Annotated in this window: 10 protein-coding genes; 9 read left to right on the forward strand and 1 reads right to left on the reverse strand. The window is 62.6% G+C overall.

The window, feature by feature from the left end:
• The first annotated feature begins 22 nt into the window (after positions 1-22).
• The 3 genes from iolD (at position 23) to iolG (ending at position 4,440) form a co-directional block, all read left to right on the forward strand.
• Positions 23-1,969 carry a 3D-(3,5/4)-trihydroxycyclohexane-1,2-dione acylhydrolase (decyclizing) gene (iolD, locus tag M3M28_RS00910; RefSeq protein ID WP_249386985.1) on the forward strand — a complete coding sequence of 649 codons (1,947 nt, stop codon included), beginning with the start codon at positions 23-25 and terminating at the stop codon, positions 1,967-1,969.
• Positions 1,970-2,068: 99 nt separating this feature from the next.
• Positions 2,069-3,424 (forward strand): aldehyde dehydrogenase family protein, encoded by a 1,356-nt coding sequence (locus tag M3M28_RS00915; RefSeq protein WP_249386986.1) that lies wholly within the window; start codon positions 2,069-2,071, stop codon positions 3,422-3,424.
• Positions 3,425-3,432: 8 nt separating this feature from the next.
• Positions 3,433-4,440, forward strand: a complete 1,008-nt coding sequence (iolG, locus tag M3M28_RS00920) for an inositol 2-dehydrogenase (RefSeq protein ID WP_249386987.1) — start codon at positions 3,433-3,435, stop codon at positions 4,438-4,440.
• 66 nt (positions 4,441-4,506) lie between these two features.
• On the opposite strand, the gene M3M28_RS00925 is transcribed toward iolG, so the two are convergent.
• Positions 4,507-5,694 carry a Gfo/Idh/MocA family protein gene (locus tag M3M28_RS00925; protein ID WP_431193852.1) on the reverse strand — a complete coding sequence of 396 codons (1,188 nt, stop codon included), beginning with the start codon at positions 5,692-5,694 and terminating at the stop codon, positions 4,507-4,509.
• A gap of 196 nt (positions 5,695-5,890) precedes the next feature.
• Between M3M28_RS00925 and M3M28_RS00930 the strand changes: the two genes are divergently transcribed.
• The 6 genes from M3M28_RS00930 (at position 5,891) to M3M28_RS00955 (ending at position 13,073) form a co-directional block, all read left to right on the forward strand.
• Entirely contained in the window at positions 5,891-6,682 is a 792-nt protein-coding gene (locus M3M28_RS00930; RefSeq protein WP_249386988.1) for an SDR family NAD(P)-dependent oxidoreductase, read from the forward strand.
• Positions 6,683-6,736: 54 nt separating this feature from the next.
• Positions 6,737-8,506 carry an IlvD/Edd family dehydratase gene (locus M3M28_RS00935; RefSeq protein WP_249386989.1) on the forward strand — a complete coding sequence of 590 codons (1,770 nt, stop codon included), beginning with the start codon at positions 6,737-6,739 and terminating at the stop codon, positions 8,504-8,506.
• A gap of 35 nt (positions 8,507-8,541) precedes the next feature.
• Positions 8,542-9,516, forward strand: coding sequence for a D-2-hydroxyacid dehydrogenase (locus M3M28_RS00940; RefSeq protein WP_249386990.1), 975 nt, complete (start codon positions 8,542-8,544; stop codon positions 9,514-9,516).
• A 26-nt stretch (positions 9,517-9,542) separates the two neighbouring features.
• On the forward strand, positions 9,543-11,003 hold the full coding sequence (locus tag M3M28_RS00945; protein ID WP_249386991.1) for an APC family permease: 1,461 nt from the start codon (positions 9,543-9,545) through the stop codon (positions 11,001-11,003).
• A 205-nt stretch (positions 11,004-11,208) separates the two neighbouring features.
• The gene (locus tag M3M28_RS00950) at positions 11,209-12,072 is read left to right on the forward strand and encodes an ATP-binding cassette domain-containing protein (RefSeq protein ID WP_249386992.1); all 864 of its coding nucleotides are present in this window, start codon (positions 11,209-11,211) and stop codon (positions 12,070-12,072) included.
• A complete protein-coding gene (locus M3M28_RS00955; protein WP_249386993.1) occupies positions 12,072-13,073 on the forward strand; it encodes an ABC transporter permease in 1,002 nt (333 codons plus the stop codon). Before M3M28_RS00950 ends, M3M28_RS00955 begins: the two co-directional genes overlap by 1 nt.
• Positions 13,074-13,125: the final 52 nt, after the last annotated feature.

Below are 13,125 nucleotides of genomic sequence, written 5' to 3' on the forward strand. Positions count from 1 at the left end.
CCATTCAAATTGAGGAGAACGCATGAGCAGCATTGACGCTGTCGCTACCCGGGCGGAGACTCGGAATGTCCGCCGCCGCACCGTGGCACAGGCGATCGTTGAGTTTCTGCAGGTGCAGTACAGCGAGTACGACGGGGAGCGCCGCCGTCTGATCGGCGGTATGTACGGAATTTTTGGCCACGGTAACTCGGTTGGCCTTGCCCAGGGCATCAACGAGTACGGCACCGACTTCCCGTTCTATCAGGCGAAGAACGAGCAGAGCGCCGTGCACGCAGCAGCGGGGTACGCAAAGGCCGCCAACCGCACTGCGACGCTTGCCTGCACGGCTTCGGCGGGCCCTGGCTCGACGAACATGATCTCCGGCGCGTCGACCGCCACGACGAACCGTCTGCCCGTGCTCCTGTTCCCCGCCGACATCATCAACAACCGCCTGGGCGACCCGGTGCTCCAGCAGATCGAGCACCCCGTCGAGCGCGACGTATCCGCGAACGACTGTTTCCGCCCCGTGAGCCGATACTTTGACCGCATCACCCACCCGGCGCAGCTCCTGTCGACCCTGCCCGAGGCGATGCGCGTCTTGACTGACCCGGTCGACACCGGTGCTGTCGTCGTCTGCCTGCCGCAGGACATGCAGGGTGCTGAGTATGACTATCCCGAAGAATTCTTTACGCCGCGCGTGTGGCACATCCGTCGCCGCCTCGCGGCCGAGGAGGAACTCGCGGGAGCGGCCGAGATCATCTCAGCGGCGAAGCGACCGATCATCGTCGCGGGTGGCGGTGTGCGGTACTCGAAGGCACAGACCGAACTCGAGCAGTTCAGCTCGACCTTTGGCATCCCCGTCACCGAGACGTACGCGGGCAAGGGCGCTGGTCCGGTCAATGAACTTGGTCTTGGTGGCCTAGGCGTCACCGGTACCGTCGGTGCCAACAAGCTCGCGCGCGATGCCGACTGCGTGATCACAGTCGGCACGCGCCTGCAGGACTTCGTGACGGCGTCGCACACTCTGTTCCAGAACCCCGAGGTGAACATCGTCAACCTCAACGTGGGCGCATTCGACGCCCACAAGATGGGCGCATTCCCCGTCATCGGTGATGCGAAGCGGTCCCTCGCAGCCCTCACCGAGTCGCTGACCGCACAGGGGTACTCGGTATACGGCGGCTACGGTGCAGACATTGACGCTGCCCGCGCGCAGACCGCGGCCAACCTCGAACACGACCTGCAGGACTTTGCTGACGAGCAGATGAGTCAGGCACAGGTCATCGAAAAGCTCAACCGAAAGCTGACGAACGAGGATGCGCTCGTGCTCGGCTCGGGCGGCGTGGTTGAAGGCGTGCACAAGGCCTGGGATCCGTCGAACGGTGCCGAGATTCACTTCGAGTACGCGAACTCCTGCATGGGGCACGAGATTCCGGCCGGCATCGGCTACCGCCTAGGTCAGCCCGAGCTCCCCGGCGACGTGTATGTGCTCATCGGTGACGGCACCTACTTCATGCAGCCGACCGAGCTCGTGACCGCAGTGCAGGAACGGAAGAAGATCGTCGTCGTGGTGATCGACAACAGCGGTCACCAGTGCATTTGGCCGCTCCAGGTGTCGAAGGGCGGCGAAGGGTCGGAATTCGGCACCCAGCTGCGCCACCGCGGTGCCGAATCGGGTCGCCTCGACGGCGACATCGTTCCGGTGAATATCGCCGAGAATGCGGCCAGCTTCGGTTGCGCTGCCTGGTCGACGAACACCCTCGAAGAGTTCGAGGCGGCGCTCGCGGCTGCCGACGAGGTCGAAGGCCGACCCGCCGTCATCGTCGCGCACGTTGAGCCCTACCGCTACCTGACCGGCAACGGTGAGTTCTGGGACGTCGGCGTGCCGATGACCTCCGGGCGCAGCGGCAGCGTTGAAGGAACCCGCAAGCACCTGGAGGGCCGCGCTCGGCAGCGCTTCTACGGCGCCACGACGCCGCCGTCCACGAAGTAACCCGCCCGATTTCGGTCGAGCCGCGCCGGTGGTGATGGATGTCATTCACCGGTGCGGCTCGACCGCCGAGCCGTCAACGTCGCGACAAAGGACACTGCTATGACTACTTTCGCCGTCACCAACCCCGCAACTGGAGAACGCCTGGCTGAGTATCCGGCCGCAACAGATGACCAGGTTGAGGCCGCGCTCGCCGCTGCGCACTCGACGTACCGAACGTGGTCGCGCACCTGGTCCACCGGTGAGCGCGCTGCGCTTGCTGCACGATTCGCCGATCTCCTCGAGGAACGCATCGACGAGCTCAGCGCGATCATCAACCGTGAGATGGGCAAACCCCTCAAGCAATGTGCCGGTGAGGTGCACTTCGCTGCCTCGATTGCTCGAGCGTTTTCCCGCAACGCCGAGGCATGGCTCGCCGATGAGCCGATTCCCACCGCCGACGGTCTCCGCAGCTTTTTCCGCTTCCAGGGGCTCGGCGCGATTCTCGGTATCATGCCGTGGAACTACCCGTATTATCAGGTCGCCCGCTTTGCAGTGCCCAACCTTATCCTGGGGAATACGGTGGTGCTGCGCCACGCATCACAGTGTCCTGAATCAGCGCTCGCACTGCAACAACTCTTCGCCGACGCTGGGTTCCCGGACGGCGCCTATGTGAATGTCTTTGCCTCGCACGAGCAGATTTCCACGATGATCGCGGACGACCGCATCCAGGGAGTCTCGCTGACCGGGTCGGAACGGGCAGGAGCGACGGTCGCCGCACAGGCGGGCCAGGCGCTCAAGAAGTGCGTCCTGGAGCTGGGTGGCTCCGACGCGTTCCTCGTACTTGAAACTGACGACATTGATGCCGCGGTGCAGCACGCACTCGTAGGTCGGATGGACAACACCGGGCAGAGTTGCAGCGGAACGAAGCGTATCGCTGTGCTCGACCGCTACTTCGACGAGTTTGCCGCAAAGTTCGCCGCGGCGATCGGCAGCCAGTCATTCGCGGATGGCGACTACGGCCCGCTCTCTTCGGAGTCGGCGACTCGTGATCTCACAAGCCAAGTGCAGGGCGCGCTTGATGCGGGGGCCACTCTGCTCGTCGGCAACAACGAGCCGCAGCGCAATGTCTACACACCCTCAGTGCTGACCGGAGTGACGCCGCAAATGGATCTCTACCAGGAGGAGCTGTTTGGCCCGGTCGCACAGCTGTACCGGGTCTCGAGTGACGATGAGGCGATCGAGTTGGCCAATGCGACCCCCTTCGGGCTCAGCGCGGTGGTCATCTGTGATGACCGGGAACGCGCGGAACGAATCGGCGACCGACTCGATGTCGGCATGGTGTTCATCGGCGCCGGCATGCTCGGCGGGCCCGACGTGCCATTCGGTGGCGTGAAGAAGTCCGGATACGGCCGAGAGATTGGTAAGGCCGGGATGCTCGAGTTCGCGAACAAGAAACTCTTCCGTTTCGCGGATTAGGAAGTGAGATGACGGATTCTCTGCTCCGGGTGGGCCTCATTGGAACTGGCCGTATCGGCCAAATTCACGGCCGCCATATCGGCAACCATGCAGATTCGGTGCTGGCACGAATCGCGGATCCTTACATCGAGGGCGCGAGGCAGTTGGCCAAGGGCTTCGGCAGCGAAGTGACGGATGACCCGCGAGAACTTATCGACAGTGGCGATCTCGACGCGGTCGTCGTCGCGGCGCCGACGCCTCAGCACGTCAATCTCATTGAGGCCTGCGTCGACGCCGGCGTGCCGGTGCTCTGTGAGAAGCCGATTGATCTCGATCTCACCCGAGTCGATGGGCTTGCCGCCAAAGTCGCCGCGAGCGGCGTGCCCGTTGCGATTGGGTTTAATCAGCGGTTTGACCCCGCGATTGCCGAGGTGCATGAGCGCGTGGCGAACGGAGCCATCGGCCAACTCGAGCAGCTCGTGTTGGTGAGCCGTGACCCTGGGCCACCTCCCGCCGACTACCTCGCGGTGTCGGGAGGAATCTTCCGAGACATGACCATTCATGATTTCGACCTCGCACGCTTCTTTGTGGGCGAGGTAGTTGAAGTGAGCGCGTTCGGTAGTGCACTCTTCGACGCGGGTGCGCAGCAGCACGACGACTTCGACACGGTGAACGTCACCCTTCGGGGAGCCTCCGGCGCATTGGTCTCGATTGTGAATTCACGACACAGCGCGTACGGCTACGACCAACGTCTGGAGGCGTTCGGCAGCGAGGGGCTCCTGCAGGTGGCGAACGCCCCGGCCTCACTTGTGCACGCGGCCTCCGCCGAAGGCGTGGAGACGAAGGCGCCATACGTCGAGTCATTCTTGGATCGATACGAGACCGCGTACGCTCGCGAGCTGACCGAGTTCTATCGACTCGTGCGGCGCGAAGCCGCAACGAGCCCAACGTTCCAGGACGGTCAAGCCGCTCAGGTGATCGCGGATGCGGCGCATCGCTCGGCACACGAGCGCCGCACCGTTCGGCTTGATTCGTAACTTTCTCGGGAAATGGCACAACTAGATCGGGCCCGTCGTTGCTACTACGGGCCCGATCTAGTTCGTCTACTCAGCGTTGAACGTGGTTTTGCCTGAGACTTCCGGCACGTCTACCCACGTGCCGGAATCGGCGCTCCGAAGCGAAGCATCGACGAGCTCCGACGCCGACCAGCCGTCGGCAACCGATGGCGCAAGCTGCTTGTTCTCGAGAACGGAGCGAATAAACAGCGACGCTTCGATCGTCTTCAAGTCGTTAAAGCCAATGCCGGGACCAGCATTCGGCTGGAACCTCGCGAATTCGCCCATGGAGGGATCCGTGAGGATCGTGCGATAGCCGCTGAGATCCGTGGCGAGTTCGAGCTGATTCATCTGCTCGAAGTTCCAGCGCAACGAGCCCTTCGTGCCGTATACCTCGAGGATGTACTGGGCGTGCGGGCCGATGCCCACACGGGTCGACTCGAGGAAACCGACGGCGCCGCCCTCGAACCGCGCGATCGCCGCCGCGTAGTCCTCATTCTCAACCTTCCGCATAGTGTCGGAAGCCGCACCCTTATTGAAGGAGTTCGCGGAATTTCCGGCCGGCAGCGGACGTTCAGTGATGAAGGTCTCGGTGATCGCATTCAACGAAGTGATGCGCCCGATGATGAACTGGGCAAGGTCAAAACCGTGGGAGAGCACATCGCCGAGCACACCAGTGCCCGCGCGGGCCTTTTCGTATCGCCAGGTAAACACCGCGTTCGGGTCGGATGCGTAGCTCGTCAGCAGGCGCATCTGCACGTTCGTGATCGTGCCGAGCTCACCCGAGCGCACGAGACGACGAGCCTCAGCGACGGCGGGCGCGTGGCGATAGTTGAATCCGACGGAAGTGATGAGCCCTGCCGCCGCGGCACCCTGGGCGATCTCCCGCGACTGCGTCGCGCTGATACCCATGGGCTTCTCGATCCAGAACGGCTTGCCTGCGGCAATCGTGGCGAGGGCGATCTCGTGGTGGAGAAAATTCGGGGCACAGATTGAAACGACGTCGACATCGGGGTGCGCAAGCAGCTCGTGGTAGTCGTTCGTCACTTCCCGAAAGCCGAGGGCTGTGGTCGCATGATCCCGGCCGTTGGGGTCTGGGTCTGCCGCAATCACCAGTTCGGGGTGCGCTTCGAGCTCGGGAAAGAACTGTCGCGTCGCCAAGTAGGCGCGGGCGTGCAGCCGCCCCATCCATCCGACTGAAATCAGTCCAACACCGATTCGCTGCTGTTGTGTCACGTCGACTCCTTCGTCGCCAGTCTATGCGGGCGTCGTGGTTCAAAAGCGTTGGCAGGATCGCCTTCACTTGGCAGCGAGCCTATTTCCGTTTCACGGGCCCGAGATGTTCCAATCTGGAACAACCAGGGAAATGCCCCGCTTGGTCTACTTGTCCACACAGAGTCGCGACAGTGATGACAAGGGAGTTTGCACGGGCATGCGTTGGACCAAAGAACAGTCTCGAACCGGCACTCGGGTGGGGGGGAACGCGTCGCTTGAGAATCTCAACGTCGTTGTGACTGGCGCGGGCTCTGGCGTCGGCTTGGCGACCGCGCGACTGTTCGCCGCGCGTGGGGCCCGAGTGGCGCTCCTTGGCCGGCGCGCCGCCGCCCTTCAAACAATCGAGGACGAGCTGGCCCCACTCGCGTCCGGGTACGTCGTAGATATTGCGGACGAACGGGCGGTGGTCGAAACGATCGAACAGATTTACTCGGACTTCGGCGGCATCGACGTTGTCGTGAACGCCGCCGGTATCGCCCAAGAGGCAGCCCTGCAGCAACTCGACGGTGACACGTGGCGCGCGACGATCGACACGAACCTGTCGGGCACGTTTTACGTGTGCCGGGAGGCAGCGAACTACCTGCCGCATGGCGGCGCGGTCGTCAACGTGGCGTCCGACCTCGCCACGATGGGCGTGGCCGGGCTCGTGCATTACTCAGCCTCGAAAGCTGGTGTCGTCGGCCTGACCCGTGGCCTCGCCGCGGAACTTGCCCCGCGCATCCGAGTGAATGCGGTCTGCCCGGGGCCAATCGACACTCCGATGCTCCGGGCCGGTATCGAGGCCGCAGCAGACCCCGCCGCCGCACTGCGCACCAAGGAACTCTCGGTGCCACTTGCGCGGTTGGCCAGTGCCGACGAAGTCGCTCGAGCCATCTATTTTCTGGCGGTCGACGGCACATTTGCGACCGGCGCGACGCTCGAGTTCGACGGCGGCACCTCGGTGGTTTGAGGCACCGCAACTGGCGATCAACCGATCAAGCTAGCAATTGGAAACGAAGGACTGATGACGAACAACGAAGAAGGCACGCGCCCAGATCTGCGCAGCGCACACTGGTTTGGCCCGCACGATCTGACGGGTTTCGTGCACCGAACCGCGATTCAAGCGGAGGGGTTCTCAGGCTTTGCGGTCAAGGACCGCCCGGTGGTCGGGATCGCGAACTCTTGGTCAGAACTCGTGAACTGCAACATCCACTTCCGGCTGCTCGCGGATGCGGTGAAGCGCGGCGTCTTGATGGCAGGCGGATTGCCGCTCGAGTTCCCGACCATGTCGCTCGGCGAGAGCCTGATGAAGCCGTCCGCCATGCAGTTCCGCAACCTCATGGCGATGGACACGGAAGAGTCGATTCGCTCGTACCCGCTCGACGCCATTGTGCTGCTCGGCGGGTGTGACAAGACCGTGCCCGCGCAGCTCATGGGGGCGGCCAGCGCAGATGTGCCGACCATCATGCTTACCGGCGGCCCACAAGAACCTGCGGTGTTCCGCGGCAAGCAACTTGGTGTGGGCACTGACACTTGGAAGTACGCCGACGAATTGCGCGCGGGAAAGATGACCCAGGCGGACTTCGATGAGCTCGAGGCCTCGGCGAAGCCCACGGCAGGGCACTGCAGCGAAATGGGCACGGCCTCAACCATGACGTCACTCGTCGAGGCGCTCGGCATGTGTCTGCCCTCGACGGCTGCGATTCCGGCGGTGCACGCACGTCGTGCCCAGGCCGCCGAGGCCACCGGACGTCGGGCAGTCGAGATGGCGTTGACGGGTGGGCCGAAGCCGAGCGAGATCCTCACACCGGAGGCATTCGACAACGCGATCACCCTGTTGATGGCGGTCGGTGGCTCGACGAACGCCGTGGTCCACTTGCTGGCATTGGCTCGTCGCGTTGGCTACGAGTTGCAACTCGACCGGTTCCACGAGATTTCGGAGCGCACCCCGCGGATCGTGAACGTTCGCCCCTCGGGCGAATACCTCGTGCAGCAACTGTTCAACTCGGGTGGCATTAGCGCGGTACTCAAGGAGCTTTCGCCGCTGCTGCACCGCGACGTACTCACCGTCACGGGCGAATCACTCGAGGCCGGCTACGCGAATGCTCCGGACCCCGATGGTGACGTCATCACCACGTTGGACAAGCCGTTCGACGCCACCGGCAGCATCGCCGTCGTACGCGGGTCGCTCGCGCCCAAGGGCGCGGTGATCAAGCGCAGCGCCGCGTCACCCGAACTGCTGCAGCACCGCGGCCCGGCGGTCGTCTTCGACGACATCTACGACCTCGGTCGACGCATTGATGACCCAGAGCTCGACATCAGCGAAGACTCGGTGCTCGTTCTGCGCAACTCTGGCCCGGCCGGTGCGCCGGGCATGCCCGAGTGGGGCATGCTGCCGATTCCCGAAAAGCTGCTCAAGCGCGGCATCCGCGACGTAGTTCGGATTTCGGATGCGCGGATGAGCGGCACCGCTTTTGGCACGACCGTGCTCCACGTTGCGCCCGAGGCCGCCGTGGGCGGTCCGCTCGCAATCGTGCAGGACGGTGACCCCATCGTGCTGGATGTTGCGACGCAGCGACTCGACCTCGATATTCCTCAGGAAGAGATTGAGCGGCGCCTCGCTGAGGTGAAGCTGCCCGAACGCAAGTACAACCGTGGCTATGGCCGCCTCTATGTCGACCATGTGCTGCAGGCCGACGAGGGCTGCGACTTCGACTTCCTCCAGGGCATCCCGGGCGAGGAACCTCAGCGACTGCCGTACGGACTCATGAGCGGCTGGCAGGGCGGCTGGTAGCCGTCGCCGAGCGCTCATCACGCCAAGGAGAGACCATGACCAAACAACCCGTAATCGTGATCGTGCCCGAAGGGCGGCCCGTGCCACCATTCGAGCGGATCGAAGCCGACGCCGAGCCGATCGTGGTGCGCACGGCGGACGAGCTGCGAAACGCGCTGGAATGTGCCGAGATCCTGTTCCTCAACGACTTCCGCACCAATCTGTTGCGTGAGGTGGGCACTGGGAACCTCAAATGGATTCACACGTCCAGCATCGGCGTGGATGCCCTGCTCAGCGAAGAGATCGTGAACAGCGACATCATCGTCAGTAACTCCCGCGGCGTTTGTGAACGGCCGATCGCGGAATGGATTCTCGGCGTCATCGTGATGTTTGCAAAGGACATTCGCACGACGATCGAACTTCAGCAGCGGCGCGAATGGCTGCATCGTGAGACACAGCCGATTCTGGGCAGGAAGGTGCTCGTCGTCGGGCCTGGCCCTGTCGGCCGCGAAACCGCGCTCCTCCTGCGTGCTGCCGGTATGGACGTCAATATCGTGGGGCGTTCCTCGCGCACTGACGCTGAGCTCGGCTCCATCCATGCCTTTGAGGAGTTGGAAACACTCCTCTGTGAGGCGGACGACGTCGTGCTGACGCTGCCGCTCACACCTCAGACCCGTGGCCTCGTGAACGCCGAGCTGCTTGCGAAGGTTCGGCCCGGTGCCCATCTCGTCAACGTTGGCCGAGGCGCCGTCGTGGTCGAACAGGCGTTGCTCGACGCGATCGACTCCGGGCACCTTGCCGGGGCGGCGCTGGACGTCTTCGAGCAAGAACCGCTGCCGAAGGACCACCCCATGTGGACTCGGAACAACATTCTTGTGTCTCCGCATGCCTCCGGAGATCTCGTGGGGTGGCGAGGCCGCGTCGTCGAGCGATTCGCCGAAAATCTCGAGCGCTGGAATGCCGGCGAACCGCTTCACGATGTTGTCGACTTAACGAAGATCGGCGCGACGGGCCCCGCGCTCTCGTCGTAGCCCATCCCTCCCACCGAAAGAGAATCATGCGTACCAAGAACAGCTCCACTGAGCCGGCAGCAGATACCACCGTAATCAACCGTCTCGAGGGCAACATGGGCGTCGGCTCGCTCATGATGAGCGTGCTCGCCTTCTCGTCGCCGCTCGCGACCGTGGCTGGGACCATGCCGGTCCTCCTGATGTTCGGGGGCAACACCGCGCCTTCGATTTATCTCATCCTGACCCTGATGTTGCTCATCTTCTCGGTCGGTTTTGTGACGATGAGTCGCACCATCGAGAATCCCGGCGGATTCTATTCGTTTGTTACCGCTGGACTCGGCAAGGCTTCGGGGCTCGGGGGTGCATTTCTGGCACTGGTCGGCTACATCTTCATCGGGTTTTTCGCCCCCGTGTTCTTCGCCGTCACAATGCAGAACTTCGTTGTTGAAACGCTCGGCGGACCAGATATCGCTTGGTACTGGTATGCCCTCGTGATTGTCGGCATCACGACGGCCCTCGCCTACAACCGAATCGACCTGTCCGCCAAGGTGCTGACGACGGTGATGGTTCTCGAGGTCATCATCATCGTGGTGTTTGATGTTGCCGCGTTTGCCTCGAATGGCGGCAATCCGGAGGCGGGCCTGAGCATTTCACTGCCGAGCCTGGGGGATGCAACGCTCGGACTGGCGTTGTTGTTCGCGATCGGAAACTTCTTCGGCTTCGAGGCCACGGTCATCTATCGCGAGGAAGTTCGCGACCCGGACAAGACCATCCCGCGTGCGACCTATCTCTCAGTGCTGGGCATCGGAATCTTCTATGCCATCGCGGCGACCGGCTACGTCGCATTCTTCGGCACGGGGGAGATCCAAGCCGCCGCAACCGAAAACACCGCGGGGCTGTTCCACGGCTCGATCGTAGCGCTCCTCGGCAATATTGCTGCGGACATCATGACGATTCTGCTCATCACCTCGACGCTGGCGTGCATGCTGTCGATTCAGAACATCGCCGCGCGCTACGGCTTCTCGCTCGCCCGAGATCGCGCGTTGCCCAAGGCACTCGGCCACGTGCATCCGCGACACCACTCGCCGTACCTTGCCGCGCTCGCGATCGGGGCGGTGTGGGTCGTGGCGATAATTGTGCTGGCTGTGGTCGGCGCCGACCCGGAGCAAATCTACGTCGTGGCGAGTGGAAGTGGCACGTTTTCGGTATTGCTGCTCATGTTTATCACCAGCCTGGCGGTCTTGATCTATTTCTTGCGGCGACGCAGCAGCAATCCCGAGTCTGTGTGGAAAACGATCATTGCTCCAGGCGTAAGCATGCTATTTCTCGGGGTAATCATGGTGATCGCCGTCCTTAACTTCCCCGAACTCGTCGGTGGGTCTGGAGTGCTCAGCGCAGTATTTATGTTGCTCACGTTTGTCCTGTTTATTGGTGGATTCATTTATGCGCTAGTCCTGCGAAAGCGGCTGCCAGACGTCTACGACCGTCTCGGTCGTCAGCGGTTCTAACGCGTTTCCGCGCAACGACCGAACTGACCGCCCACTCCGGGGTATCCCGGGGTGGGCGGTTTTGGCAGTGAAGGCGCGTCCCAATGTGGCACAACCTTGGGTGGTGCGATCGCTGCAGAGTTGTGCCAACCGGTCGCGAGGGGTCGAGGATGACTCCCTACGCAACGCGTATCGGGGACCGAGATCCATCTCTGGCGAGGATGACATGACGAAAGCACCCTCTATTTCGACACCGTTTATCGAACTCAATAACATTAAGAAAACCTTCGGAGCGGTTACTGCGCTCCGCGGGGTGACAATTCAAGTGCAGCCCGGCGAAACCTTTGCTCTGCTCGGTGATAACGCTGCCGGCAAATCAACGCTGATGAAAGTGTTGACCGGCGTGTACCAGCCCGATGGCGGTGAAATTCGCCTCGACGGCAAAGCAGTTTCATTCCCCACTCCCGCAGTTTCACGCTCTTCGGGTATCGAAATGGTGTATCAGGATTTCGCGCTGGCCGACAATCTCGATGTCCGCACCAATATTTTTCTCGGCCGTGAGCCGCAGAAGAACATCCTCGGACCGCTCCTCCGCGTCGTCGACCGTAAGCGGATGCAGGAAGAAACCAACCGCGTGCTCGAGCGACTCGGAATCCCGATCAATCCGCGACTGAAGGTGAAGCGGCTCTCGGGCGGCCAGCGTCAGGCCGTGGCGATCGGCCGGGCACTCGCATTTGATGCCCGCCTCATCATCATGGATGAGCCGACCGCGAACCTCTCGGTCGCCAAGGTCGACAAGCTCATCGAAGTCACCCAGAAGCTCAAAGAACTCGGCATTGCCGTGATCATCATCACGCACCGGCTAGACGAGGCGTTCGCCGTTGCCGACCGATTCGCCGTCATGCGTCAGGGCGAGGTGGTGGGGCAATTTCGGACCGGTGAGATCTCCGAGACGCAAGTCGCCCACCTCATCTCGCAGGGCACGCTCGATGACTACGTCGACCTCGAAATGGTGTCTGACCGTCGAATGATCGGCAGCACGTCCAGCGTTGAGCACGAAGAACGCCGCGACCCAAAGGAAACACACTGATGAGCCAGAACACTGACACCGTGGCGGTCCTGATCCGCGCGAAGGAACGACGAGACGGCATCTCGACCGGCGCCAAGGTTCGACGATTCCTCGGCGACTACGGCATCCTCGTCATTTTTGCCTTGGTCTTGCTCTATCTCTCGATCGCGGCCCCGAACTTCCTGACCATCGACAACCTGATCAATGTCGTTCGTCAGTCGTCCATCATCGGCATCATCGCCCTCGGCATGACGTTCATCATGATCACGTCAGGCATCGATCTCTCGGTCGGCTCGGTAGTCGGCATCGCCGGCATGGTGTTCGCGATACTTGCGCCGGCCAGCGGAACGGCCTTCTGGCTGCCCATGATCGCGGGACTCGGAGCCGGACTCTTCGTCGGTTTCCTCAGCGCCGCGCTCGTGGTGTGGGGGAAAATTCTGCCGTTCCTCGCGACGCTGGCAACGATGGCGATTGCGCGTACTGCTGCACTCGTCATTACCGACGGACAGGTGGTTTCGGGATTGAGCGGACCAGCCGAGTGGATCGGCTCCGGGTTCATTGGACCGATTCCGGTGCCGGTGATCATCTTCCTGCTCGCAGCTGTTGTCTGTGACTTCGTGCTCAGCCGAACAAAGTTTGGCTCACATGTCTACGCCGTGGGTGGCAACGAGGAGTCGGCGCAGAAAGTCGGCATCTCGGTACCCCGCGTGCTGTTCACCGTCTACCTCATCGGGGGCGTGCTCGCGGCCCTTGGTGGTCTCGTGCTGGCAGGCCGCCTCGACAGCGCCGCGCCGACTGCGGGTCTCACTTATGAGCTGCAGGTTATCGCCGCTGTTGTCATCGGCGGCACCAACCTCTTCGGTGGCTCGGGCACGATACGCGGCACCGTCGTTGGCGTGCTGCTCCTCGCCGTGATCATGAACGGCATGAACCTGCTCGGCATTTCGTCCTATTACCAACAGGGCGTCCAGGGCCTCATCCTCGCACTCGCAGTGCTCCTCAACCGGTGGAAGTCCGACTAGTCGTCGGGCCGCCCAACCAAACTCCTCTCACCTTCGACTATCCCTAAAGGAA

The organism is Gulosibacter sediminis (assembly GCF_023370115.1).
Classification (GTDB): Bacteria; Actinomycetota; Actinomycetes; order Actinomycetales; family Microbacteriaceae; genus Gulosibacter; species Gulosibacter sediminis_A.

Coding starts and splice junctions, on each gene's coding strand:
- M3M28_RS00930 (WP_249386988.1), top strand. CDS start 5,891: ATGCGTTGGACCAAAGAACAGTCTCGAACCGGCACTCGGGTGGGGGGG.
- M3M28_RS00955 (WP_249386993.1), top strand. CDS start 12,072: ATGAGCCAGAACACTGACACCGTGGCGGTCCTGATCCGCGCGAAGGAA.
- M3M28_RS00950 (WP_249386992.1), top strand. CDS start 11,209: ATGACGAAAGCACCCTCTATTTCGACACCGTTTATCGAACTCAATAAC.
- M3M28_RS00945 (WP_249386991.1), top strand. CDS start 9,543: ATGCGTACCAAGAACAGCTCCACTGAGCCGGCAGCAGATACCACCGTA.
- iolG (WP_249386987.1), top strand. CDS start 3,433: ATGACGGATTCTCTGCTCCGGGTGGGCCTCATTGGAACTGGCCGTATC.
- M3M28_RS00915 (WP_249386986.1), top strand. CDS start 2,069: ATGACTACTTTCGCCGTCACCAACCCCGCAACTGGAGAACGCCTGGCT.
- iolD (WP_249386985.1), top strand. CDS start 23: ATGAGCAGCATTGACGCTGTCGCTACCCGGGCGGAGACTCGGAATGTC.
- M3M28_RS00940 (WP_249386990.1), top strand. CDS start 8,542: ATGACCAAACAACCCGTAATCGTGATCGTGCCCGAAGGGCGGCCCGTG.
- M3M28_RS00935 (WP_249386989.1), top strand. CDS start 6,737: ATGACGAACAACGAAGAAGGCACGCGCCCAGATCTGCGCAGCGCACAC.